Annotated in this window: 21 protein-coding genes; 9 read left to right on the top strand and 12 right to left on the bottom strand. The window is 60.0% G+C overall.

Annotated elements, in window-relative coordinates; translation table 11 throughout:
- Window positions 1-200: 200 nt before the first annotated feature.
- Together IE187_RS20015 and IE187_RS20010 are read right to left on the bottom strand one after the other, a co-directional pair.
- On the bottom strand, window positions 201-695 hold the full coding sequence (locus tag IE187_RS20015) for a hypothetical protein (RefSeq protein WP_189677769.1): 495 nt from the start codon (window positions 693-695) through the stop codon (window positions 201-203).
- Between the two features lie 78 nt (window positions 696-773).
- On the bottom strand, window positions 774-1,214 hold the full coding sequence (locus IE187_RS20010; protein ID WP_189677768.1) for an META domain-containing protein: 441 nt from the start codon (window positions 1,212-1,214) through the stop codon (window positions 774-776).
- Window positions 1,215-1,785: 571 nt separating this feature from the next.
- Between IE187_RS20010 and IE187_RS20005 the strand changes: the two genes are divergently transcribed.
- The 9 genes from IE187_RS20005 (at window position 1,786) to IE187_RS19965 (ending at window position 9,381) form a co-directional block, all read left to right on the top strand.
- Window positions 1,786-2,505: a carbon-nitrogen hydrolase family protein gene (locus IE187_RS20005; protein ID WP_189677767.1), complete on the top strand. Its 720-nt coding sequence runs from the start codon at window positions 1,786-1,788 to the stop codon at window positions 2,503-2,505.
- Window positions 2,506-2,577: 72 nt separating this feature from the next.
- Window positions 2,578-3,120, top strand: a complete 543-nt coding sequence (locus IE187_RS20000; RefSeq protein WP_229839591.1) for an isochorismatase family protein — start codon at window positions 2,578-2,580, stop codon at window positions 3,118-3,120.
- Between the two features lie 147 nt (window positions 3,121-3,267).
- Window positions 3,268-4,008, top strand: a complete 741-nt coding sequence (locus IE187_RS19995) for an SDR family NAD(P)-dependent oxidoreductase (protein ID WP_189677766.1) — start codon at window positions 3,268-3,270, stop codon at window positions 4,006-4,008.
- Between the two features lie 520 nt (window positions 4,009-4,528).
- Complete coding sequence (locus IE187_RS19990) at window positions 4,529-4,858, top strand: hypothetical protein (RefSeq protein ID WP_189677765.1); 330 nt, start codon at window positions 4,529-4,531, stop codon at window positions 4,856-4,858.
- 273 nt (window positions 4,859-5,131) lie between these two features.
- Window positions 5,132-5,500 (top strand): hypothetical protein, encoded by a 369-nt coding sequence (locus tag IE187_RS21510; RefSeq protein ID WP_229839589.1) that lies wholly within the window; start codon window positions 5,132-5,134, stop codon window positions 5,498-5,500.
- A gap of 331 nt (window positions 5,501-5,831) precedes the next feature.
- On the top strand, window positions 5,832-6,176 hold the full coding sequence (locus IE187_RS19980; RefSeq protein ID WP_189677764.1) for a low affinity iron permease family protein: 345 nt from the start codon (window positions 5,832-5,834) through the stop codon (window positions 6,174-6,176).
- A 409-nt stretch (window positions 6,177-6,585) separates the two neighbouring features.
- Window positions 6,586-7,563, top strand: a complete 978-nt coding sequence (locus IE187_RS19975) for a polysaccharide deacetylase family protein (protein ID WP_189677763.1) — start codon at window positions 6,586-6,588, stop codon at window positions 7,561-7,563.
- 308 nt (window positions 7,564-7,871) lie between these two features.
- A complete protein-coding gene (locus IE187_RS19970; RefSeq protein ID WP_189677762.1) occupies window positions 7,872-8,687 on the top strand; it encodes a class I SAM-dependent methyltransferase in 816 nt (271 codons plus the stop codon).
- Between the two features lie 412 nt (window positions 8,688-9,099).
- Window positions 9,100-9,381 carry a hypothetical protein gene (locus IE187_RS19965; RefSeq protein ID WP_229839588.1) on the top strand — a complete coding sequence of 94 codons (282 nt, stop codon included), beginning with the start codon at window positions 9,100-9,102 and terminating at the stop codon, window positions 9,379-9,381.
- Window positions 9,382-9,683: 302 nt separating this feature from the next.
- Here the strand turns inward: IE187_RS19965 and IE187_RS19960 are convergent, their stop codons facing one another.
- From IE187_RS19960 to IE187_RS19915, 10 genes are all read right to left on the bottom strand, one after another.
- The gene (locus IE187_RS19960; RefSeq protein WP_229839587.1) at window positions 9,684-12,251 is read right to left on the bottom strand and encodes a TonB-dependent receptor; all 2,568 of its coding nucleotides are present in this window, start codon (window positions 12,249-12,251) and stop codon (window positions 9,684-9,686) included.
- A gap of 205 nt (window positions 12,252-12,456) precedes the next feature.
- Window positions 12,457-13,080 carry a phosphatase PAP2 family protein gene (locus IE187_RS19955; protein ID WP_229839586.1) on the bottom strand — a complete coding sequence of 208 codons (624 nt, stop codon included), beginning with the start codon at window positions 13,078-13,080 and terminating at the stop codon, window positions 12,457-12,459.
- 71 nt (window positions 13,081-13,151) lie between these two features.
- Complete coding sequence (locus IE187_RS19950; RefSeq protein ID WP_189677758.1) at window positions 13,152-14,156, bottom strand: YncE family protein; 1,005 nt, start codon at window positions 14,154-14,156, stop codon at window positions 13,152-13,154.
- Between the two features lie 67 nt (window positions 14,157-14,223).
- Entirely contained in the window at window positions 14,224-15,633 is a 1,410-nt protein-coding gene (locus IE187_RS19945; RefSeq protein ID WP_189677757.1) for a sensor histidine kinase, read from the bottom strand.
- The gene (locus IE187_RS19940; protein WP_189677756.1) at window positions 15,620-16,297 is read right to left on the bottom strand and encodes a winged helix-turn-helix domain-containing protein; all 678 of its coding nucleotides are present in this window, start codon (window positions 16,295-16,297) and stop codon (window positions 15,620-15,622) included. The genes IE187_RS19945 and IE187_RS19940 overlap by 14 nt, the downstream gene beginning before the upstream one ends.
- A gap of 213 nt (window positions 16,298-16,510) precedes the next feature.
- A complete protein-coding gene (locus tag IE187_RS19935; RefSeq protein WP_189677755.1) occupies window positions 16,511-19,621 on the bottom strand; it encodes an efflux RND transporter permease subunit in 3,111 nt (1,036 codons plus the stop codon).
- Window positions 19,618-20,643: an efflux RND transporter periplasmic adaptor subunit gene (locus IE187_RS19930; protein WP_189677754.1), complete on the bottom strand. Its 1,026-nt coding sequence runs from the start codon at window positions 20,641-20,643 to the stop codon at window positions 19,618-19,620. Before IE187_RS19930 ends, IE187_RS19935 begins: the two co-directional genes overlap by 4 nt.
- The gene (locus tag IE187_RS19925) at window positions 20,640-21,983 is read right to left on the bottom strand and encodes a TolC family protein (protein WP_229839582.1); all 1,344 of its coding nucleotides are present in this window, start codon (window positions 21,981-21,983) and stop codon (window positions 20,640-20,642) included. Before IE187_RS19925 ends, IE187_RS19930 begins: the two co-directional genes overlap by 4 nt.
- The gene (locus tag IE187_RS19920) at window positions 21,980-23,335 is read right to left on the bottom strand and encodes a sensor histidine kinase (protein ID WP_229839581.1); all 1,356 of its coding nucleotides are present in this window, start codon (window positions 23,333-23,335) and stop codon (window positions 21,980-21,982) included. The genes IE187_RS19925 and IE187_RS19920 overlap by 4 nt, the downstream gene beginning before the upstream one ends.
- Window positions 23,328-24,005 (bottom strand): winged helix-turn-helix domain-containing protein, encoded by a 678-nt coding sequence (locus IE187_RS19915; RefSeq protein ID WP_189677753.1) that lies wholly within the window; start codon window positions 24,003-24,005, stop codon window positions 23,328-23,330. Before IE187_RS19915 ends, IE187_RS19920 begins: the two co-directional genes overlap by 8 nt.
- Window positions 24,006-24,025: the final 20 nt, after the last annotated feature.

The raw sequence follows: 24,025 nt of genomic DNA, 5'->3' as shown, positions 1-24,025 counted from the left end.
TGAACCGGACCGGATTATCCGGTCCGACATAATCATCAACCGCCTCGGGCAGCAGCAGGAGCTGCGAGCGGTCCGTTCCAGACAGATGCGCCATGCCAGAAACATACCATCTGTTGCGATCTACGGGAATCCTCAGGCCGGGTTTTCACACACTCTGTTTGATTTTTGCATCGGGAATGACCGGGCCTGGTGGAAAACAGTCAATTCGAGGTCGGGCTACGTTCCAACCAAGCGACCTGAAACTTCGGCAGACATGGGCTTAGGCCTTTAAATGCGGCCTCCATCCATTCCGCAAGCGGCGACCCCATATCAGAATAGATCGTATCTAAATTCTTCGTATACCTGTTTTGGGTAGAGAGAATATAATGATTTCCATCCACCATCGGCGGTCTATCTAGAAGCTTTTTCTCTTCAAGCAATTGTAGATTGCGCAAACCGTCAACGACGATTTTAACATATGGACACTTCTTACTATCAAATCGAGCTTCTTTTTTTATCTGTTGATTCTTAGACCACTTGTAATGAGTCTCGTAGATCCTTTGGTTTGTCTTTGGATCTCGTCCGTTGTCAAGAATTTCGATCTCTTCGGTTATATAGATCAACGATGTGCTGCGAGAGAACTGGATCAGCGCTGCACGTTCAGGAGATGGTGCTAGCGTTTGCAAAAGCAGCATCAATAATCCGGTCGCTGACATGCACATCCCCCTGTTCCCAAAATAAAGCACGCAAGGCCGCTGTCCGCAATTGGGGCGAGAGGTGCCGTTCGACCCGGCTCATACGAAACGAGCGGAAGACCCGTCCGCGAAGCGGACCGACAGACCTCGATGATCAATAAACCACTCACGCACGGTCTCCATCCGCAGCCAGAAGCGGTTCGCTATGGCCACGATACGCGCGTTACCGCACCCGACCACGGTGATAATCCCAGCACCTGCTCCGTCTGTCGCGAGCTTCCCATGCATCTGCCCAGGAATACTGGCCCACTTGAGCTTGCCGGGGCCGACACTGTTACATGCCCAGGTGCCGGTGACAGTGTGATCAGGATTGAACCTCAACGTCGCGACCTCCATTCCGCGCTTGATCGCCCTTTCGCTTTGCAATTTTTGTAAAACCCAAATGTGATCCAACGGCCCGCGATCGGCAGGGTAGGTGGCCCCTACATTAGGGGCAAAAGCGGCAAACACTCCAACGACCAATAGGGCTAAATTCGTCACCGCTTTGCCTCCGAGTGTCCGTTATCAGTGCGCCGGCATAGCACAGTGTGATGACCGGTACGGTCGCTTCCTATCGTCGCAAAAGGGACCCCTTTCGCGACCGAATCGCGGCACAGAAGACACCCCGTCACCTCCGCAGATTGGCCTCGATAAGGGTCAGATGCTGCGAGCTTATCGGCTTCTCGGCAACTGGATCAGTGATCGCACCCGTCGCGCGATTCACATGTACCCAGCCAACGAGGCAAGATGGTGAAGTACAATTCCGGGCGAACAGACGGAACGTCCACCCGTCATGATCCCAATCGCCCTTTCGAGCGGCAACGTCAGCGCCCCTGCGTTTGGCGTCGAGTGCATAGGGGGTCTGAAATGCCAGCTCGCGGGCTTGATGATAGGTAAAGGGCGCCGAGATCGAAACCAAACTCGCCAATAGGAAAAGCATTGCCGGGCCCTCCAAACTTCTACCTTCTTACCCGATTTTTCGAGAAAGGCAGGGAGCGAAAACGGCAGGATTGGCCATTCCCGCAATGTCATCCCTTTCGGGAAAGGCTGGTTGGGGGCTAAGCTGCCGTTGATGCGTATTGCCGTCGTTCAATGCTCCAAGCTCTCTGATGACGCGCGCCGTGCCGGTGACGCGATCGTGCAGCGACTTCGCTGGGCGGACGACGAAGGTATCGGTCTGACCGTCTTCCCAGAGGCGTTCCTACTAGGCCATTCATACGCCCCCGAGACGATCCGCTCGCGCGCCAGCGTAGCCGCCTCTGCGGTCGCCGCCTTGTGCGAGCGGGTGGCGGCATTTCACTCGACACTGGTGGTCGGAGCTTTCGACCTGGTTGACGGACAGGTATTCAACAGCGCGATTATCATCGAGGCGGGTCGGGTTGTAGGCCGATATTCCAAGGCACACCCGAACGAACCGGGAGTGACCGCCGGCAGCGACTTCCCAACGTTTCTGCGGTCGGGCGTCCGGTACGGTGTGAATATCTGCAACGACGCCAACCATCCCGGCACGGCGCAGCGCATCGCCAACCAAGACGCGCGACTGATCCTTTATCCTTTGAACAATATGCTGCCTTCGGAGACGGCCGATCGCTGGCGGGATAAGAGTTTGGCAAACCTAATCGACCGCGCGCGCCAAACAGGCTGCTGGGTGGCGTCGTCCGATGTGACCGGCACGTTTGGCAATCTTGTGAGCTATGGATGCACTGCGATCGTGACGCCGGAGGGTAACGTTGCCGACCGCGTGCCGGAGTTGCGGGAGGGGGTGGCGGTCTATGACGTGCCGGCCTGCTAGGCCGGTACTAAGTTCTCCTTCCACCATAATTTGAGAGAAGGTGCGCGAGGGTGCTAGGAGGCGGGCAACCAAGTGGCGATCGATATGAGCAAGCAGGCTTTGTTGGTGGTGGACAGGCAGCAAGGGCCTTTTACCGGCCCGCGTCATGACGCCGCTGGCCTGCTTGCGCGGCCCAATGATCTGGCGGTTCGCCTGCGGGCGAAGGGCACGCCTATCATCTTCATCCAGCATTGCGGGCCAGAGGGCGACGACCTTCATCCCTCGAAGCCCGGTCACGCCTTGCACGAAGACCTTGCTGTGGAGGCGTTGGACACGATGATCACCAAAGCGTCCTGCGATGCGTTTTTGGAAACCATCCTCGCCGACACACTTGCCAAGCTGGAGATTGACGAGCTGATCGTTACCGGGTGCGCGACAGACTTCTGCGTCGATACCACCATCCGAAGCGCGCTGGCTCGCGGGTACAAGACGATCGTGCCCGAGGACGGGCATACGACCGGCGACCGCCCTTATCTCTCCGCAGAGAAAATTATCGAGCATCACAACGCCGTTTGGGCGAACTTCATTTCGCCTGTTGGGCCAGCGCATCTGACCCATTGCGAGCGCATCATCTAACCATTCCCAATTCTCTATCGATTTCGAGAACGCTAGCGACGTCTCGATCGCCGTTCCTTTTCAGGATAGGGCAAGCAGCAACAGTTGGAGCGTCGTACGCAACGTGGCTACAGTGGACTATCGCGAAGACGTTTACTGGGGGACGGCATGCCGGTTCTGAATGGAAAGGTTGCCATCGTCATCGGCGGGACGCGCGGCATTGGCGCAGCGATCAGCCGGAGGTTGACTGCCGACGGCGCGTCGATCGGGGTAACATATCTGAACCGAACCGATGACGCCGAACGTCTTGCAGATGAGTTGCGCTCGGCCGGCCATCAGGCCCTGATGGTGCAAGCCGATGTCAGCAACGCCAGGGCGCTCAACGACGCGATCGATCAGATCGTAAGTCACTTTGGTCGGCTCGATATTCTAGTGAGCGTTGCTGGAACTGCGATAGTAGGACCGCTTGAAGCGTATGCGGATGACGCATTCGACCGCTCTTTCGCCCTCAATGTCAGAGCGCCGTTTCTGGCGGCGAAGAAGGCCGCGAGCCTGATGAGCGAAGGCGGACGGATCGTTACGATCGGAAGCATTGTCGCAGATCGAATGCCCGGCGCTGGCGGCACGCTTTATGCGGCAAGCAAAGCCGCATTGGGCGGCATGACGCGCGGCCTCGCGCGCGACTTAGGGCAGCGGGGGATTACGGCGAACTTGGTGCAACCGGGCCCGATCGATACCGAGCGCAACCCAGCGGACGGACCAAATGCTGACGCAAATCGAAGCCCGCTTGCTATTCCCCGGCACGGTACACCTGACGAAGTTGCGAGCCTCGTGGCGTATCTCACCTCCGCCGAAGCAGGGTTCGTGACTGGCGCAACCTACAATATCGATGGCGGCTGGAGCGCGTGACAAAGTCGGAACGGTAGCGATAGCCGCTACCCGATTTCTCAAAATAGCATCCCTTTTGAGAAGGCTGGCCCCGTCTCGCCCGTCCGCTTAGACTCACTGCGAAGTCCGACAATCTCGATCGCCGTCGCCAATGTACGACAAACAGGTGTTTTCGGACACCCAAGCAGACCTGTCGGCGCGTAGCGTATATCTGGGTCCGTTCTATGTACCAACTCCGTGTCGACGGATCGCGGTTGCAGAGCAGACCTACTACCGCTGCTGCCGAGTTAGACCGCCGGGTAGCCAAGCCCAGCGGCGATCATCGCGCCGTTGGCGACATCGCGCAAAAGCACATTGATAAAAGGTAATGTAACATTTTCGTTACGCCGGAGTTACGTCTTCATCTGAGCTGGGGAAAGCCAGGACTTCCCTTGCCGAGATGTCGCAACGTGGCCTCGGACGATCAATGACCTGGCTCTGCTCGGAACCGTTCAGACGAGCGGCTCCTCCGGTTTACCAACGGTGTTAGAGGACAACGGAAATGGCTGAATATCGCGAAGCGAACGGCGACACGACCTATGTCGAGAAGCGGAGCAGCACCGGTCTTGTCATCGGCGGCATAGTGCTTGCCATCCTGATCGTGGTTGGACTGCTTTTCGCAACCGGCTTCTGGAGCGCGAATGTCAAAGGCGGCGCCCTGCCAACCGTGAACGTGAGCGCCAAGAACGGCACCCTCCCGGACGTGACGGTGCACTCCAAAGAAGTCGTTGTCGGAACCAGCAAGCAAACCATGACGGTCCCCAAGGTCGAAACGAAAAAGACATCGATCGACGTTCCAACGATCGGCGTCAAAGACGATAGTAAGCAGTAGCATCCGTCGTCTTCACATGCGGGGTGGCGCCATGAAATCGACGCCACCTCCGCCGCCAACTGCGTGGTTGAATGCGACTTCCCGGCAGCCAAAGAAATCCCCGCTGTCAGCACGCCGACTGCTTGCAATAAACGCCGACGCATCAACATCGAGGTGTCGGAATTGGACTATTCCGCAGCAGACCATGAGACATGAACGGCTTCTGTCAGATGCATTCAGTATAGGGCCGAATCAATCGTGTATCAGGGTTCAAGCAAATTAAAGGAGAAGGCTATGTTGAAAAAAGTCACTCGCTCTGCAGTTTTGGCAGTCGCAGCCTTGACGACGGCTGGCGTCGCCACCTTGCCCGACGTGGTACTTGCTCAAACTTATCATCATTATCGTCATCATCGCGCTTATAGTGGTGGTGATCGGTATTACCGTAGTAATGCCGACCGCGGTCAATACGACAATCGCCATTGCGGAAGCGGGAACGGTGCGGTTGGCACAATTGCCGGTGGTGCTGGCGGTGCAGTGCTTGGCAACGTGTTGGGTGGCGGAACGCTCGGGACGATTGCGGGCGGCGTCGGGGGCGCACTGCTCGGGCGGACGCTCGACAAAAACAACACCCGGGATCGCAACAGAAACCGCAACGGCTGCTGATTGCAATGCGCCGCCGTTACAATGACATCGTGGCGACGGCGCATTCTTAAACGATCGGGTCAGTTCTACGCGTTTGCCGCGATATCATGAAACGACGATCAAAGGGGATACTTATTCCAAGCCCGTGATGGTTACCCATCACCCGGTGTTAATCATCGGCATGTTCAACACCGGCGTCACAATGCGCCGCTGCGAACGACGAAAAATAACACTGTAGAAACCAGCATCCCAACAGATCCGAAATAAAATTCGCGTAATCGAGAGGAGGTTTTCGTAACCGACGAACCTTCGCTGACATCGCCGAGCAGCAATATTGAAAAGCGAGTAGACAATGCTGAAACGCCTCAATGAAATTGGGAGTCGTATCTCTGGTCAGACGGCCGACCTCGCTGGCGCACCTCTATCGATCCTGCTCGTCGCAATGTTTTGCGCTGGTTGGTTTTTGAAAGCTGGTGCCGCCGGTGAAAATACGTTGACTCTCATTCTATCTGTAGCATCGATCACTTTGACCCAGATGGTTCTCAACGGCCAGCGGCGGAGCGAGAAGGCGCTACATTTAAAGATGGATGAGTTGGTGATCGCCATGGACGGAGCCCGTAACGAGGTGGCCGGGATAGAATCAAAATCTATCGAACATCTCGAAGCTCTACGGCATAACAGCGGTGACTCCGCTTAAAGCCTCATCCGAAGGTGTTCGCGAGAGCGATTTCGAGGGCTAGTTGCAATCGGATGGTTGATTAAACATAACGAAGAGAATTTTATATCGGCAACGCCGAAATTAAGAAAATCGCAAATTCGTTTGTCCCGCCAATATTTTATATGAAAAACAGTACGGGGTAGATCGGCCAGCCGGCGGTCCGCTTCCCGGCGGCAGGCCTCAGGATTACATCGAATGCTTCAAATCACGCATCTCATCCTCGCCTGCCTTGACTGTCTGCCAAACGGACCGGATTGCCAATTTCGTCTCGGGCGACAGATCGATGTCCTTCATCGCCCCTTCGTGTCGGGCAATGCCCGGTGACCGCGAACGCCGCGACGCTCTTCGCTAAATGATAGCGGTCCGGTGGAAGCGAGCCGCCCGCGCCATGCTCGTGCTTTCGGCGCTGACGGCCCTGCCGTCCGCGGGATTAACTTCGTCCGGGCGCGTCGCCCTTACGTTCGACGACCTGCCGGTCTTCGGAAAATTCGAATCCGCGGCAGATGGTGCCGAGGTCACTGACCGTCTGCTCGCAGGGATGACGCGGCACCGCTGGAAGGTGACCGGATTCGTCAACGAGGTCCAACTCGAAGCCGCCGACCGTCCGCAACGCATCGCGCTGCTACAGCAATGGCTCGACGCCGGCATGGACCTCGGCAACCACACCTTCTCGCACCTGTCTCTGAACACGACACCGGTCGACGCTTACATCGCCGATGTCGCACGCGGCGAGTTGGTTACATCCCCGCTCCTTGCCGCCGAGGGTCGCCGCGAGCGATGGTTCCGATATCCCTATCTGGAGACGGGCACGACCGTGGCGGAACGCGCCACGTTCGAGCACTGGCTACGAAGCCGTAGGTATCGGGTGGCCCCGGTCACGATGGAAAATAGCGACTGGCAGTTCTCGGCACCCTACGATGATGCAGTCGAGCGCGGGGACGCTCGCGGGGCGGCAGCCATAAAGCGCTCATACCTTGCGTTCACGCGGAGGATCGTCGGTTGGTATAGATTGGCAGGCCGCGCGCTGTTCGGGCGCCAGCCCGCGTTCGTTTTTCTGCTCCATGCCAGCCGGCTTAACGCAGCCAGCCTAGAGGGCCTTGCAGGCATCCTGCGTGCCGAGGGGCTTAGGGTCGTGTCGCTGGACGCTGGCATGCGTGACCCCGCCTATCGCACGCCGGATCGATATGTTGGGCGCGACGGCAACGAGTGGCTGGAGCGCTGGTCATCGACCCTACACCGCGACCTGCCATTCGAGAGCATCCCTGAGGTCCCAAGTGCTATTGCCGCGAGCGACATGAGGCTGGAATTCAAGGAGGATCCGCGCGCCGTGTCGCCACTCGGCGGCGACATACCCTTAACGCCATAGTGCCTTATAGGCGGCCCCTCGCGCCGCGCTCGCGAGATTGCCTCATCGAACAGCTTTCGCGACACGGCGACAATAACGACGATATGCGTCGGCGCGCGCCACCGCGTTCGCAGAGCTTCTTCAGCGGCAGCCATATTCGGGACCTCGTCGCCGGCCAATAGGGGATTCGGCTGGTTCGACAGTGTGTGTGGGGGGGATCAGGTTGTGGGCTTCGAAACAAGAACACTCACCGGAGATTTACCGTCACCACCCGACTCGCGAGCTCAGCGATATCAGGGTATAGGCAAGAAGCAGACAGGGAGGGATCCATGAACGCAAACAAGGCACTTTGGGAGAAGGGCGACTTCACGCGGATAGCGGCGACCATGCGGGATAGCGGCACGGCACTGGCGGCGTCGATCGGGATCAAGAGCGGTCAGAGTGTACTGGATCTCGGCTGCGGAGACGGAACTACCGCGGTACCTGCCGCCAAGCTCGGAGCGGACGTGCTCGGTGTCGATATTGCGAGTAACCTCGTCGCAGCCGGCAACAGGCGGGCCGCAGCCGAAGGGCTGGTCAATCTGCATTTCCAAGAGGGCGACGCTTCGCACCTCGATGATATCGAGAATGATCGGTTCGACCTCGTCATTAGCATCTTTGGAGCGATGTTTGCGCCGTCGCCCTCAGACGTCGCGAAAGAGATGGTCCGCGTGACTCGGCCGGGCGGAAGGATCGTAATGGGGAACTGGATACCCGGCGATCCGACGCTCGTCGCGCAGGTGCTAAAGATCAGCTCGGCCTACTCGCCACCCCCGCCCGCCGGCTTCGTCAGTCCGATGCTTTGGGGCACGGAGGACGAGGTTGTCGCACGCTTCCAAGCCGCCGACATTGAACCGAGCTGCATCTCTTGTAGCCGAGATACTTACACCTTCGAGTATCCAGGTCCGCCCGCGGCGCTCATGAACGATTTCATCCAGTTCTACGGTCCGACGATTAACGCGGTTGAGTCAGCCGAGAGCAACGGCCGCGCCGAGCAGCTGAAGAGTGAGCTCCTCGCGCTGTTCGAACAGCAAAATCACAGCCCCGTCAACGATGTGACGGCGATATCGGCAGCGTTCCTCCGTGTGACCGTGCTGGTCAAGTGAGGGCGACCTGTGTGTGCTTGCTACCAGTGACCCGGTAGGCCGCGAGCTCGCTTGCGCTCGCCAAGTTAAACACTCCCAACCACGAATATTCGGGCTCAAAATCCAATGCGGGTTGGTTGATCAATGAGACCCTTCAGACTGGGATCTCGTCTCACGGCAGCGAGATCTGCAGCATGGCCTTTCATGGCCGTTGCTCTCGCTCAGAAAACTTGAAGCAACGGAGCCGCCGCGCTGGCTTGGGAGCTAAGAGCGCGGCGGCCCACCCGAACCATCGTCCGTGGTGATCGAAATGTAATCCCATGGGCGATCATGCGCCAGCACAATGATCGCTTTCCACTTGCTGCCCGCGAAGATTTCAGGAAGATCACGGACGCATCGACAGATCGGTCGAGCAACTCTCTAGGGGATGCAAATGAACAAGAAACTCGTGCTCGCCGCAGGCTTCTGCCTGCTGTCGCTGACTGCGTGCGGTCACAAAACCGCTGCTGCCGACAACGTGGCCGCTGTTACCGACAATGCCGCGGACAAGATGGACGCAAACGCATCTGCAATCCGGGATACCGCCGACGCTATGGGTGGCAACACCGAAGTCGCGATGGACAATCGCGCTGATGCCTTGAACAACAAAGCGGACGCGGTCCGCGAGGCTGGCGAGAACAAGGCGGATGCCATGGACTCGGCCGCCAAGAAATAACGCCGCACCAAGTAGCGATGAGGTGCGAAATCCGCGCTTCATCGCTACCAAGTCGTGGCGAACCACGAAACGACTTGTTTCTGCAAACCTGCTGCCGGCCGGCCACGCCGGGTCTAAGGCCGCATTGATACGAACGCTGCGACCCCACTATGGCGCGTATCTCGAGACCACGGCGCGCACTACGAAATGTGGGTAAGCCGCTCTCGAAACAACGTCCCCTCGACCGCTCGTCACCGACTGGGATCGCAAAGTTGTATTACTACTAAGGACTCGCTCTTGCCGATGTTGCTGTTCGCTCGACTTCAGAACTTAAACCTAAAGCCCGCCTCATAGCTCTGCTCATAAAATTCGCGCTGCGTCGTCCGGTTGGGCAAGCCTTCATAATAGCGGAGCGGTGAATTGTTGAGGTTTTTCGCGTTAAAATACACGGCCATATGCTGCGTCACCTGATACGACGACGTCAGGTCGAGCTGAGTCCGCTGATCTTCGAAGGTATCGAATCCAGAAGCTCCGCCGACACCGAAGATGGCGCCATCGACATGGCTGAGCGACAGCCGCAGCTGTGCCTTATGCGCTTCGTAGAACAGGCTGAGATTATAGGTCAGCGGCGACGTGCCCGGCAAACGGCTCGTCTCGCCCGGTCGAATGGCGAACTTCGACCAGACATAGGTCACATTGGCCAGGGCGCCGAAGCCATCAAACGGCGCCGGCAGGAAGGTGAACTTCTGGCTGTACTGCGCTTCGATGCCACGGGCGTGTGAGCTGGCGACGTTTGTGTAGGTCGTGATCGTGGTGATGCCATCGGTTATGCCGGGATAGTTGGGATCCCGGGTGACGCCGTTAATGATGTAATTGTTGAACTCCTTGTCGAATGCACCGAACGATAGGACGCCTGAATTGGGCAGATAATATTCGACCTGCCCGTCAAACGCGTTGACCGTCGTTGGCTTGAGGCTCGGGTTACCGACGGAGACCGCACGGTTGCCGACATCCACCGTCGCGCCGGACAGCAGTTGCAGGAAGCCCGGACGCCCGATCCCGGTCGAGTAGGTTGCACGTGCGACGAAGTTCTTGGCCAGATCGTAGCGAAGCTGAACGGTCGGGAAGAAATTGGTGTAGCTCGACTTGCGTGACGCTGGCGAGAACGAGTCAACGCCCAAGGCGCTGGTCGTGCGCGTCGTACCACGATAGGTGCCGTCGGTATTTTCGACCCGCAGCCCTGCAAAAACGTTCAGCTTCCCGAATTTGCCGGAATATTGCGCATAGGCCGCGTAGATGTTCTCTGTGTCGTTGAAGAATCCGGAGGCATTACGCACCGCGTTGGCGGCGCTGGTAAACTGGGTCAGCGGCGCCAAGACGGCGCGAACGCCGGAGATGCTCGGAGCATAGCCGACATTGTAGGTCCCGGCATAATAATTGGTGAACGGCCCGTCCCCAAGCACAGCAGATAACGACGTCGCCGGCACGCCCGCATAGCTCAGATTGTTCGGCTGATCGATCTTGTCACGAAAACGCAGCTTGCCGCCAACCTTGAACGCGCCGTCACCACCAAGCAAGGTTGTAGGAACCGTCACATTGAGCACGGCTGCATATTCCCGGTCATGAGCGCGCTCGGTCGCGTTGTTCGCGCCGGTAAGGGTGAATTGCGACGGGTCACTCGGATTGAAGCCCGAGGGCGACAGCGTCGGATAGAGCAAGCTCGTATTGTCATAGGCAACGGTGAAGCCCGGCTGGCCTGGGCGCGTGAAGGTGGAGTTGCGGTCGTAATCGCGGTGATAGGTCGAAGCCGTATAAGACAGCTGATAGTCGAGAATGACCTTGCCCAGATCGTTTCGGCCGCCCGCCGCCGTGATGAAATTGAGATGAGTCTCCTGTTCGTCACGCAGCGTAACGTGCGCATCGACGCCCGTTGCAGTGATGACGCTGCCATTGGTGGTCGTAGTGTCACCCAGGCCCCGATACTGGAGCACTGAACGGTGCACCGACTCGGTATAGCCCGCATCGTTTGCACGAATGTAGAAGTGGTTCTGCCCGTCTGGATTCCAGTCGAACTCGCCGCCAAAGCCGAAGCGACGGCGGTTGTAGCTATAGCGCCGCAGATCGAGCGAATCGAGGATGCGGTCACCCGGAGTTCCGGGCTGCACGGCGTCGAGCAGACCGGGCTCGGCATCGTCAAAGCCGCGTTTGTCAGCGTGAAACGAGCCAGTTAGCACAATTGCGAACTGCTTATTTGGCCCAAAAGCCGTCCCGGCCGACGCCTCTCCGATGAAGACGTCCCCGTTCTTGTGCGCGTTCTGATAACCGCCCCCGATGGTCCCTTCGAAGAACGGCTTCGTCAAACCGACTGCCGTACGCGGTGTGAGTTCGACCGAACCACCCAGCCCCTCGGCCTCCTGGTCTGGCATGCCAGTTTTGCGCACGACCAGCCGGTCGATTGAACCGATCGGCACGGTATCGAGCTCGACGGCGCGACCGCCACCGCCAAAATAGGTGCCGCCAGGCTGCGTGTTGAGCAACGTTACGCCGCCAAACGTGGTGCCGTTCAGATTGCCGTCGATGCCGCGGATGTTGACGAAACGGCCCTCGCCGGTGTCAATCGCTAGGCTGACGCCCGGGATGCGGCCAAGCGCTTCGGCGGCATTAAAGTCGGGATATTTGACGATGTCTTCCGCTGCCTGAACATTCACCAGGTTTACTGCAGCTCTCTCCTCGGCGCGCGCAGTTTGCGCTGCTCGAGCCCCGGTGACGATAATATCGCGGCTGTCAGTTTGCGCCGCGGGTGCTGGCGCGGGCGCGGTCTGTGCTTGTGCACTGAGCGGGGCAAGCGCTGCTACCGCCGTCGAGAGAAGCGACAACGTCCGAATCTTCATGATGCTCATCCCAATCTATGCGTACGCTCGCCTTATCGACGGCGCTCTTTGACGCTCCCGGTGACATCGGGGTGGGGATGAATTGTTACAGCAATGGGACTTGGCGGCCTATTTTCCTAACGTTGGCAAGAATCAATCTTCAGGAGATCAGCGCAAGATCGTTTTGAGATCGCAACATTGCCGCCGAACTCCAAAGCTATACTGTCTACTTCGGCGAGTAAGCTTTATGCGCTCGGAACCACCATGCGATGGACCACCAGAGCACTGCCCATCCCGACCCGGCGATCCAGCCGGCGACGACGTCAGTCGTCCAATGGACTCCCAGGTATAGGCGCGACAGACCGATCGCCGATGTGAGCGCGACGGCGCAGCACAGGATATAGACGCGAAGGCGCAAAGTCGGCACCGCAAGCGCGACCAGCCCAGCAAGTGTAAGGTAGATGACGGCCGAGTTCATCGCATGGCCGCTTGGAAAACTCGCGGTACCAAAACTGGCAAGATGCGCCACGACGTTGGGACGGGGGCGATCAAACAAGAGCTTCAGCGCGGTGGTGAGGAGACCGCCGGTTGCAGACGCGGCGACGAGCAGAAGCGCGAGCTGTCTTTGGCGCGCCAGCGTGAGGAAACCAGATACCATCGCCACGACGATGACGAGGGTGGCGTTGTCGCCAAGCGCAGTGAGGTCGAGCATCGCTGCCCGCAACGCCGTTTTCCAAGGCGCATCGCCCTCTGTAGCGTGACGGAGGCGCGTGAGGACAGCTATGTCGAAAGCCTCGGTGTCGCCCTCCATCACCTCCGAGCCGAGATAGAAGATGATTAGCAGCGTCAAGGCAGTCAGCGCGAACGCTAGCAGGACGACCAGCTCAGGACGCTCCCTAGCGTACGCGCGTGCCCTGCCGATCACGCCCGCTTTAAGACCAGGACGTGAAAAGACCCAGGCAGCATCACAGGTCGGCCACCGGCAGTAGCGGGGGCGCCGAACTTAGCAGTCGGTAGATAGATCGACCCCGTCTTTGGATCGAGCGCTCCGGTCCGTGCGCCGACCTCGGTCTTAACGACTCCGACATGCGTCACTGCGACGCCAGTGAGGGCGAGGATATCGAGAATGCCATCCTTTCCGCAGGGGATGAAGGCGAGACCACGGGCTTCATCCATGATCACCGCATCCGGCCCCGAACCGATATCGACCAGCGCCGTCAGCTGCCGCTTGTGCGCATCAACAATGGCAGCCTTGCCGTTGGCGCACGATGCGATCAGCCGGTCATGCGCTTTGTCATAGCCAAGGCCGGTGGGGGCCTTGCAGCCCGGAAGCGCGATCGTCTTGCCCGCAGCCCCGCGCGTGACATCGACGGTATCGATCTCGTCTTTGTCCTCGTTATTGATGAACAGCGTGCCGTCCGACCCGAACGCTGCATATTCGAGCGCTGGGCTCACCTTTATGGTCTTGGTCACCTTTGCCGCGGCGAGGTCGATCACCGATACGGTACCGCTGTCGGCATTCATGACGAACGCGTGAGTCATCGTGGCGTCGAGGATAGCAGCATCGGGCTTCTTACCGACCGGAATGCTCGCGGATTCCGTGCCCGACCCGGTGTCGAACAACCGCACGGTGCCATCGGTCCCGCTCGTCACGAGGAGCTTGCCCCCGGGCAGCGGCACGACCGCGTGTCCGCGCTGCACATTACCGAGCGAAGAAACCGCGCCTGTCGTCACGTCGATTACCGTGACGGCATTGCTGCGCGCGACATAGACATGGCTGCCGTCATCATCGGCTCTCGCATAATCCCACGACCCATCGGGTCCGGCGATAGACTGGGCCACCGAATAGGTCGGTGTCGGAGTTGCGGCGATCACGAGCGGCATGGCAGCAGCGGCGAGCAAGGCAGGAAGCGAATGGCGGGGCATTGCGGTCTCCGGGATAATAGCCAGCGCCTTCTGACCCGGCGGGTGCCGCACGTCACGTTAGGGATTGCTAATCTGCTTGGTTTTTTGACGGGCTGGCGCTGTGTTCTAACGCTGGTGGGGACTTGGGAAAGGTTATGCGCACGCGCAGCCCCGGGCTATTATCCAGGAGGTCGATGCGCGCATGATGGAGTCCGGCAATCGCCGCCGCGAGCGACATGCCCAAACCGGTGCCGGGCAGATGACGGCTACGATCAAGTCGGTAAAAGCGGGAAAGAACATTGACGCGTTCCCCCGCCGGAACGCCCGGGCCATCATCGCTGATGGTCGCGATGACACTGTCGTCCATGCGTTCCAGCTTACTGACGATCAGGCTGCCAGCGGGGGTGTGCCGGATTGCATTGTCGATCAGGTTGGTCAGCATTTGTGTGAGCAATTCCGCGTCTCCCGCGACGACGAGCCCAGGCTCATGCTCCGCCAGCAGGGCCTTGCCGTCATCTTCTGCCACCGGCTGGTGAGCTGCCACCACGTGCCCGATGACCTCGCTCAAATTCACGGGGCGAAAATATTGCCGGCCGTCACCCCCTTCCAGCGTGCCGATCCGCAGCAATGCTCGAAAGATCGCAAGGATTTGATCGGTCTGGAGAACAGCGACATCAATTCCCGCTGTGTAGTGGTCGATACTATTTGCCTCTCGCGTCGCCTCGAGTTGCTGGCGCAGCCTGGTCAACGGTGTGCGCAGATCGTGCGCGATGTCGGTCGTCACTTGGCGCAAACCTTCCATCAACGCGCCGATCCGGTCGAGCATGGCATTGAGGTTCGACGACAGAAGGTCGAATTCGCGGCTGATCCCGATCGTCGGCAGCCGTTCCGCGACATTACCTGCCATGACCCGGCCGATCGCGACGTTGACGCGGTCCAGCCGCCGCATGAACAGACCCCCGAGTAAATACCCGCCTGCCAGCACGAACAACGTGATGAAAACCCCGGCGAAGAGCGTGAAGCGATCAAGCCCGCGGCGTAGCTCCTGAACGTCGTAAGTGTCGGTTGCGACGACCAACACGCCTCCCTCGGGCATTGGCACGCCCAGGCTCTTCAGCATTTCTGGGCGGGCACCCGCGTCCTGCGGATCGTCCAAAACCTCGACTTCGCCCCACCCTATCTTTGCGTTGCTTGTGCCGATATCGTTTACGAGCAAGCGCCCCCGGCGATCGGTCAGTTGGTAGCGAAAGGCCTCTTCACCGCCAGCCCTCCGATGAAGAGCGATCGCCTGGAGCAGGTTGGACCGACCGCCCTCGCGATCCTCACCTTGCAGGATGGCCGCTTCGCTTTTCAGGCCTCCATCGGTTGCTTCAACGGCATAGCGTGAGATCGAGCGTTCAACGACAGCGAGGAGCAGCGCGGCGCCCGCCCCAAACACGAGTGCGAGAAACAGTGCGAAGCGAAAAGCGCCGCTGCGAAAACCGCTAAGCCAGCGCATCGAGACTATAACCCGATCCGCGGATCGTGTGGATCAGTTCCCGGTCGAAGCCGCGGTCGACCTTGGACCGCAATCGGCTCATATGGCTCTCGATTATGTTGGTTTGCGGATCGAAATGGAACGACCAGACATTTTCGAGCAGCATCGAGCGCGTCACGATCTCGCCGGCATGGCGCATCAGATACTCGAGCAGTTTGAACTCTTGTGCCTGAAGTAGGATCTGCTGCCCCGCCCGTTTGACGCTGCGCTTGATCAGATCGATTTCGAGATCAGCGACGCGGAGCGCGGTCATGACGTCAGTCGCAGGCCGTCGCCGCAACAGCGCGTTCACGCGCGCTATGAGTTCGATCGCAGCGAACGGCTTGACCAGATAGTCGTCGGCCCCAGCGTCGAGTCCCTCGACGCGATCGTGCACGCCATCGATCGCGGTTAGGAACAGTGCCGGCGATCGAACCCCCGCTGCGCGGAGTGCTTTGAGTACGCCAAGACCGTCGATGCCGGGTACCATGCGGTCGAAAATCAACACGGCGTACTCATTGATCGAGCCGAGAGCGATCGCGTGGCGCCCGTCGCTGCACACGTCGACGACATAGCCGGCGGCGACCAGCGTGCGTTCCAGATGCACCCGTGTGGCGTCGTCATCCTCGAGCAGCAACAGCTTCATGGCATCCTCTCGAGCATCTGCGGTTGTGCAACGACTAGCCAACGGCTCGCTGCACCGAGCAAGTTAGGGATAAACACCACCCGGATCACCTGCGGCGCATGTCATACGGCTGACTGGGTCACGACGATCACCAACGTCGGACCTACCGATTGTCCGCATCGGATGCTTAAAGAACCTGGGTCGACGCCACCGCTGCCCGGACCAAGAACCTTCTCAAATCGCTTCCTCCTGTCGACTGTGGTCAGCTCTGCGCCGCGTCAGCGCCGCGATCATCGCCGGCAAAAACAGCAACACGAGGGGGACCGACGCGGTCAACCCGAATATGATTGCAGTCGCAAGCGGCTTCTGAAGGCCAGAACCGCGACTCATCCCGAGCGCGAGCGGCAACAACGTCAGGATTGCGATCAATGCCGACATCAGGATCGGCCGGAGACGTTTACTGGCCGCCTCGCGGAGCGCACCTAGGTCAACCACCTGATCTCGATCGATCTCGGCGAACAGGAAAATAATGAGCTCGGTGACCATCCCGATGACCATGGTCAGCCCCATCAAAGCCGAGATGTCGAGTTCAATACCCGTTACCCACAGCCCAATCAGCACTGCTGCTGCGGATAGCAACACAGTAACGAGGGCCGACAGCGTCCAGATCAAACGCTCGAACAAGAATGTCAGAAGCAGCGCGGTCAGCAACAGCGCGGCGGCGAACACCATCGAAAGATCAGCGAAGCTTTGCTGTTGCTGGGCATACAATCCGCCATATTCGACGCGGATCGAACCGGGGAGGTTCAGTGCGGAGACGTGCGATCGCACCTCCTTCATGGCCGAACCCAAATCGCGCCCCTCCAGCCGCGCCGTGACCGCAATGAACGGGGCGAGGTCTTCGCGGGTCAATTGCTTCTGCCCAGCGCTGATCGATATTTTCGCGACCTGATCGACCCGAACGGCATGCCCGTCGGGTGCTGTAAGGATCAGACGGCCGAGTTCCGACGCGCGAGATCGCAAATCGGCCGGCGCCCGAATTCTCACATCTACCAATTGCTCACCGATCCGCACTGGGGTTGCTGTAGTACCGCCCACCAACGCCTGGAGTTGGGTTGCTACAGCATCAGGATCGAGACCCTGAAGCGCCGCAGAGGCAGGGTCGACCGTGATGTCGATCGCATCGCCGGAGACGCGCAGGCCATCGACCACCTCGACCACACCCGATATGCCGCCGATAGAGGCCCCCACGCGCTTGGCCGCCTGTTCCAGCACCGCGGGATTCTCGCCGAACAGTTTCACCTCGATCGGCTGCGGCACCGCGGTGAGATCGCCGATCAGATCCTCCATCAGCTGCGCGGTTTCGATCTGGAGGCCAGGAACCTGAGCGTCGATCTTCTGCCGGACTTCGGCCATCACCCCATCGATTGAACGGCGCGAGCCACCCTTCAGGCGGATGAAGTAATCTCCTTCATCTGCCTCGGTGAGGCCTCCGCCAAGCTGCAGGCCAGTGCGGCGGGAATAGCTCGCAACTTCAGGCGTCGATGTGATGATCGTCTCTACCTGACGAAGCAACCGATCGGTATCTGATAGCGCAGCACCCGGTTGCGCCTTGTAGTCGAGGATGAACCCCCCCTCATCCATGTGCGGCATGAACCCTGATGGGACGTGGCTCCACGCGGCATAGCCAAGGACCGCCAATCCAATGCCCAACAGTGCTGCAAACAGTCGCGGTTTAGCGAAGCTACGGTCAGCCGCGCGCGCATAACCACGATCGAGGCGGCTCATGAACCCTCCGGCTTTTTCGGCAGCCTCGGCATCTTTCTCCCGCAGCCAATAGGCGGACGCGAGCGGGATTACGAAGCGGGCATACAACAGCGACAACGTCAGCGCGGCGACCATGGTCAGCGCAAGCGCCTTGAAGAAGCCGCCAGTCACTCCGCTGATGAGGGCGAGTGGCAGGAAAACCACGATCGTTGCCGAGGTCGAACCAAACAAGGGTGAGCTCATCTCGGCTGCCGCTGCTAGGATCCCCTTTACCCCTTTCGCCGTTCCCTCCTGCATGCGGCGCATGATGTGTTCGAGCATGACGACGGCGTCATCGACGACGAGGCCAACTGCCGCTGCCATACCGCCGAGCGTCATCATGTTGAAGGTCATGCCGGTCGCGAGCAGGATGAGGCCCGTGCCCGCCAGAACAGCGGGCAGCATCAGGCCGGTGATGACCATTAGCCGGGCCGAGCGTAAGAATACGAACAACACAACGCCGGCCAGCACTGCGCCCAAGAGGATTGCGTCCCGTACTGCGTTTGCGGCACCCGTCACGAGTTCCGACTGATCGTAGAATGGAGTCACTTTGACGGATGGAGGCAGGCCGAGCGTTGCTAGCCGAGCATCGACCTCATTCACGATCTTCGTCGTGTCGCCGTTCAGCGCCTGACGAACGTTGACCAAAACAGCGCGCTGGCCACCGGCAGTGACCAGGGTATAGCTTGGCGCTGTCGAGACGCGGATGTTGGCGATTTGTCCTAACGTTGAGACACCGACTTCCGGTTGGTTTGGAACACCGGTGCCGCGGGATCCCGCCTGGGAAGTACCATTCGGCACGCTCGCCGCCTTTAGGGGGGTGGCGGAAATGTCGGCGATCGTCGCCAACCGGTTTTGTGCCAGGACCAGATATAGCCGATGCCGATCCTCGATCCGACCGACTCCGCGAACGTCGTTCGCCTTGGTCAAAGCGGCCACCACATCCTGCAGACTCAGCCCCAAGGCCTGCGCTTTAGCGGGGTCGATGTCGACCGCGAACTCGCGAGGACTTCCCCCCAGCACGTCCACGCCTGCGACCCCGCCGACGGCTGTCAAAGCAGGCCGTACCGTCAATTCGGCGATTTGTCGCAAGGCCTCCTGATCGAGAGTCTTCGACGTGAGCGCTACTCCGAGCACCGGAAAGATGGTCGGATCGGAGCGGCGAACGTCGAACCTGGTGCCGGCCGGCAGATCGGGCACTACAGTGGCCAGCGCACTCTGCGTCGCGAGCGTCGCCGACACCATATCGTGACCCCAGGCAAAGTTAAGCGCGACCTCGGCGGTCCCACGACTGGTTGTCGAACGGATTCCGGAAACGCCGGGCACCGCGCGCAGCGCGATCTCGATCGGCCGCGTGATCTGCGCAGTCATCTGCGCCGCGTCACGTTCACCGGCGTCGATCGACACGACAACCCGCGGGTAGTTGATGAACGGAAATAGACTGACCGGCAGCTTTATGGCGGCAGCCACGCCCCCGAGCGTCAATAGGATCGCTGCAAGCCAGAGAGCGCGCGCATGAAGAGCGATACCTCTCTTCACTTCGTGCGGACCTTCATGCCATCCTCGAGCGCAGTCCCACCATCGGTCACGACCCTGTCGCCCGAGCTGACGCCCTTGACGATCGCGATGCGATCGCCGCCGGTCGGTCCGGTTTGGACGTCATGACGGTGGGCGATGCCGCTCGCGACCACGAAGACGTATGGCTGGCCGCCATCATCGAGCAACGCCTGATAAGGAATGGTCACCGCGCTGCTTTGGGTCTGCGTGGCAACTTCCCCCTGCAGCACCTCGCCAGAGCCGATGCCGAGGGACGGAGGCAGAGTCGTGAACACTGATGCGAGGCGGGTGTTCGAGTTTACGACCGGATCAATCGACTGGATCGGCACGGACACGGTCGCGCGGCCCTTGGTGCCGGCGATTTTGATCTGTGCACCAGACGACAAGGTCCTTGCGACCGTGGGATCGGCCCCGAAGCGCGCACGCAGACCGCTCCCGTTCGTGATCATCGCGATTGACGCGCCCGCCTGAACGAGATCACCGGGATTGTTGGCGACACTCGCGACAAACCCTGCAGCGGGGGCTGTCAGCGCCAGGCTACCTGCACGACCGCGCAAGCTTGCCAGCGTTACGTCGGCACTCTGCGCCGCAGCCCGAGCCGTTTCCACATCGGCGTCTCCAACCAGTCCGTCTTTACGAAGCCGCTGCGCGCGAGCGTATGCAGCATCGGCGGCGCGGGCATCCGCAGAGGCTTTTGCGAGGTCGAGGCGGGTATTGGGTGCCGGAGACAACTGAACGACCAGTTGACCGCGTGTGACCCTGGTGCCGACCGGCGCAACGATGCGGGCGACGATGGCTTCAGTCGGTGCCGACAACGCGATGCTTCCGGCAGGTCCTGCCTCCGCGACGCCGTAGAGCTTCACGGTCTCGGCAATCGAGCCCTGCGTCGCCTGCGCGAGCGTGACCAAAGCAGTAGGAGGTGTCGCTTGATCGGCGCTGCTGTCGCTTCCGGAGCAAGCAGTGAGAAAAAGGCCGACAGCGGGACCGAGCAATTTCAGATTCATGGCCATGTCTCTTTCGGTGTTCCCGTCAGCAGTTCGAGCGCGATCGTCTGCTCTTCGATGTCCTGCGTCGTCTGCGCGAGCAGCGTCTCCTGGTCGCGCAGCGATTGCGCGGCGGTTTGGGCAGTGGCGGGCGGCAGATCGCCACGTTTCCCCGCACGCGCTGTTGCCACCTCGAACCTTTGGAGTGCTGGCAGCCCCTTTAGCACCGTGTCGCGTTGCGACCGAGCGACCGCGATTCCTCCGACTGCTGCTTCGATCTGGGCGCGCGTCTGAAAAACGCGTGCGTCATATTCAGCCCTGAGTGCTTCTCGCGTTGCGCGTTCCACCGCGATGCCACCTCTGTTACGGTTCCACAGCGGCAGTGTGAAATCGATGACTGGTCCGAGCAACTGATTGCCGGCTGAATCCCGGTTTGCATTGACGCTCAGCGCAAGCGTGGGAAACTGGTTTAGAATGGCAAGCCGCACAGCCGCCTCCTGTGAAGCGTAACCCGCCTGAAGCGCCTGAAGATCGGCCCGCTGACGCAAAGCGACCGCAAAAAGCGCCGAGGGCGAGGCCGGTTGTTTGGGCAGTGGAAGCGGCGCCAGCTCCAGCTTTGTTGCGGGCGGGAGACCCAGCAACCGCGTTAGTTCGTAACGCGCCGCGGTGAGATCGCGTTCACTCGTGCGGACCTGTTGCTGGGCGCTGAAGGCTGCAAGCCGCGCGGCTTGCACCTGCTCCGCGCCGATGTCGCCGCGCCCCGCTGCTCGCAACGTTCGGTCGAGCAACGATGCCGTCGCCGCGAAGCTTGACCGCGCGAGCTCATAGATCCGCTCCAGACCTGCGATCCTTACGACCTGGATCCGCGATTGACCTACGGTTTGCCACTCTGCCCAAGCGAGATCTAGCCGGACCTGCCTTGCTTGCGCGCCCGCCGCGGCAATGCGCGCACCGCGCGTGCGAAGAGCGTTGATGTCCTGTCCAAGGGCTCTTGTCAGGTCAAGGAGCGGATCTGGTCCGCTTAAGACCTTGCTCGCCCCTATACTGAGCGTTGGATCGGGCATGAGGCGCGCTACAAATACCTGCGCGTCGGCAATCCCTGCTCGCACGCGCATCGCCTTAAGGTCGGGATTGGCGATTACCGCAATGACGCCGACCGCGTTGAGATCGAGCGGTCGCGAGAGGTCGATTGACGTCGGTTTTAGATATGGTCTGTCGATCGTTGTCGCGTCGTGAGCCAGCACCGCGTTGATCGAAGCACGCGAAAGATCATTTCCGCCAGCCAGAGGCAGCGGCACGGGATGGTAGGTGGCGCAGCCCGAAGCCAATAGGGCTAAGGAACAGGCGAAATGGCGTTTCATCGTTCGAGCAGCCTCGGCAAGTTAATTGTGACGCGCAGCCCTGGTTCGTTGTCGGACAGAGTGACGCCGCCTCCATGCAACATCACGATGGCCGATACGAGATTTAGACCCAGACCGTTGCCAGGGGTGGTCCGGCTGGCATCTAGTCGTACGAACCGGCGCAGTATGCGGTCATGGTCGGCCACGGCGACACCCGTTCCATTATCGGAGACGATGATGCTGGCTGACGCTTCGTCGTGCACCATCTCGATCGTGATCTTCGTTCCGGTCTGCGTATGGATTTGCGCATTTTCAAGGAGATTGATGATCGCCTGCGCCAGCAGTTCCCGGTCCGCAGCGACGAAGACCGAACCTTCGATGGTACACCGAAGAGTGCGTCCGCCGTCTACGACCGCAGGTTCACAGCTTTCGCAGACGTCCTGAACCAAGGCGACGAGATCGACGGGTGCAAACGATTTTATCAGCTCCCCGCCTTCGACTTCCGAAATCCGCAGTATCGCGGCGAACAAGTCGAGCAGATCATCGCTTTCCCGAAGCGCGGCCTGAATGGCCGTCTGCTGTGTTCCGCGCGGCGCATCGTCCGCGAGCGCGCGCTCAAGTCCATTGCGCATCCGGACCAGAGGCGTACGCAAATCGTGCGCGAGATCGCTGGAAACCTGCTGCAAATTTTCCAGAAGAAGGGCGATGCGGTCGAGCATCGCGTTCAGCGATGCAGATACAGCGTCGAACTCGTCGTTGCGCGCGCTGACCGGCATCCGCTGGCTGAAATCGCCGGCCATCACGGTGCGCGCGGTCCCGCTGATCCGGCCGAGCCGATGGCGCAGATAGCCCCCTAGGATCAACGCTCCTGCGGCGCCGGCGGTGAGGACAAGAACGAATGCACCGCCGAACAGCACGAGGATCGTATGGTCGATCCGCTCCAGCGCTTCCGTATCCGCCGCCACCATCAAGGTAATGTTTTCAGGCAGGTTCGTGGCTAGGGCTCGCGCCGGATCAGCCCCCTCCTCGGGATCGACAAAGACAATGTCGTGCCACCCTGAGCCCTTCGGTTTGGTATTCAGGCCGCCGGCGATGCGCTTGCCTGCACCGTCGAAGAGGGCGTAGCTGAACGAATTGGTCGAATGGCTGGCTTCGCGCGCATCGATCCGCTCGCGAAGATCGCCGAGGCCTTCATCGCGATAATCCCGCAAGAGCGACGCGGACTCCTCGGCGATTGCGGCATCCTGCTGCTGCCTGAAGCTTCGATCGGCCGCCAGGAAGACGATCGCCCCCAAAACGGCCACTAGCAACGCGAACCCAGCTGAATAGGTGAATGCGATCCGATACGCCGCACTGGAGCGACGTTCAGGCATCGGTGCGTATCCTATATCCTACGCCGCGCACAGTCTCGATCGGATCGAAATCAAAGTCGAAATTCAACTTCGCCCGCATGCGACTGAGGTGGCTGTCGACGATGTTCGTTTTGGGGTCGAAATGATATCCCCAGATTGTCTCCAGAAACATAGTCCGGGTGACGATACGCCCAGCGTGACGCATCAGCTGCTCAAGCAAAGCAAATTCCCGTGGCTGCAAGGCGATGTCGCGACCAGCGCGTTTCACGTTGCGGTCGAGAAGATCCAGCGTCACGTCGCCCACGGTAAACTGCGTCTGCGGCTCGCGGATCGTAGGGCGGCGCGCCAGTGCCGCGAGGCGGGCAGCGAGTTCCGAAAAGACAAAGGGCTTGACGAGATAGTCGTCTGCGCCCGCATTGAGTCCGCCAACACGGTCCGCGATTCCACCAAGAGCAGTTAGCATAAGGACCGGGGTCACGATGTCCGCAGCCCGCCATCGCTTCAGGATTTCGACGCCGTCCATTCCAGGCAACATTCGGTCAAGGATTGCTACCTCAAACACCTCGACCGAACCAAAATGCAATGCATCCAACCCCGACCGGACGCACGTGACGACGTGGCCGAGTTCGCCGAGCGAATGCTCGAGGAACTCGGCCAAATCATCATCATCTTCTGCGATCAGGATGCGCATCTGATCGCGGCAGCGACGAA

Origin of the sequence: Sphingomonas glacialis, assembly GCF_014653575.1 — a bacterium.
Classification (GTDB): Bacteria; Pseudomonadota; Alphaproteobacteria; order Sphingomonadales; family Sphingomonadaceae; genus Sphingomonas; species Sphingomonas glacialis.
Note: the sequence above shows the minus strand (reverse complement) of the source record. Positions and strands in the feature narration are given on the sequence as shown.

What these genes read in the sequence shown, in the direction of transcription:
- IE187_RS20015 (WP_189677769.1), bottom strand. Translation starts at nt 695, where the DNA reads ATGTCAGCGACCGGATTATTGATGCTGCTTTTGCAAACGCTAGCACCA.
- IE187_RS20005 (WP_189677767.1), top strand. Translation starts at nt 1,786, where the DNA reads ATGCGTATTGCCGTCGTTCAATGCTCCAAGCTCTCTGATGACGCGCGC.
- IE187_RS19995 (WP_189677766.1), top strand. Translation starts at nt 3,268, where the DNA reads ATGCCGGTTCTGAATGGAAAGGTTGCCATCGTCATCGGCGGGACGCGC.
- IE187_RS19990 (WP_189677765.1), top strand. Translation starts at nt 4,529, where the DNA reads ATGGCTGAATATCGCGAAGCGAACGGCGACACGACCTATGTCGAGAAG.
- IE187_RS21510 (WP_229839589.1), top strand. Translation starts at nt 5,132, where the DNA reads ATGTTGAAAAAAGTCACTCGCTCTGCAGTTTTGGCAGTCGCAGCCTTG.
- IE187_RS19980 (WP_189677764.1), top strand. Translation starts at nt 5,832, where the DNA reads ATGCTGAAACGCCTCAATGAAATTGGGAGTCGTATCTCTGGTCAGACG.
- IE187_RS19975 (WP_189677763.1), top strand. Translation starts at nt 6,586, where the DNA reads ATGCTCGTGCTTTCGGCGCTGACGGCCCTGCCGTCCGCGGGATTAACT.
- IE187_RS19970 (WP_189677762.1), top strand. Translation starts at nt 7,872, where the DNA reads ATGAACGCAAACAAGGCACTTTGGGAGAAGGGCGACTTCACGCGGATA.
- IE187_RS19965 (WP_229839588.1), top strand. Translation starts at nt 9,100, where the DNA reads ATGAACAAGAAACTCGTGCTCGCCGCAGGCTTCTGCCTGCTGTCGCTG.
- IE187_RS19960 (WP_229839587.1), bottom strand. Translation starts at nt 12,251, where the DNA reads ATGAAGATTCGGACGTTGTCGCTTCTCTCGACGGCGGTAGCAGCGCTT.
- IE187_RS19950 (WP_189677758.1), bottom strand. Translation starts at nt 14,156, where the DNA reads ATGCCCCGCCATTCGCTTCCTGCCTTGCTCGCCGCTGCTGCCATGCCG.
- IE187_RS19945 (WP_189677757.1), bottom strand. Translation starts at nt 15,633, where the DNA reads ATGCGCTGGCTTAGCGGTTTTCGCAGCGGCGCTTTTCGCTTCGCACTG.
- IE187_RS19940 (WP_189677756.1), bottom strand. Translation starts at nt 16,297, where the DNA reads ATGAAGCTGTTGCTGCTCGAGGATGACGACGCCACACGGGTGCATCTG.
- IE187_RS19930 (WP_189677754.1), bottom strand. Translation starts at nt 20,643, where the DNA reads ATGAATCTGAAATTGCTCGGTCCCGCTGTCGGCCTTTTTCTCACTGCT.
- IE187_RS19925 (WP_229839582.1), bottom strand. Translation starts at nt 21,983, where the DNA reads ATGAAACGCCATTTCGCCTGTTCCTTAGCCCTATTGGCTTCGGGCTGC.
- IE187_RS19920 (WP_229839581.1), bottom strand. Translation starts at nt 23,335, where the DNA reads ATGCCTGAACGTCGCTCCAGTGCGGCGTATCGGATCGCATTCACCTAT.
- IE187_RS19915 (WP_189677753.1), bottom strand. Translation starts at nt 24,005, where the DNA reads ATGCGCATCCTGATCGCAGAAGATGATGATGATTTGGCCGAGTTCCTC.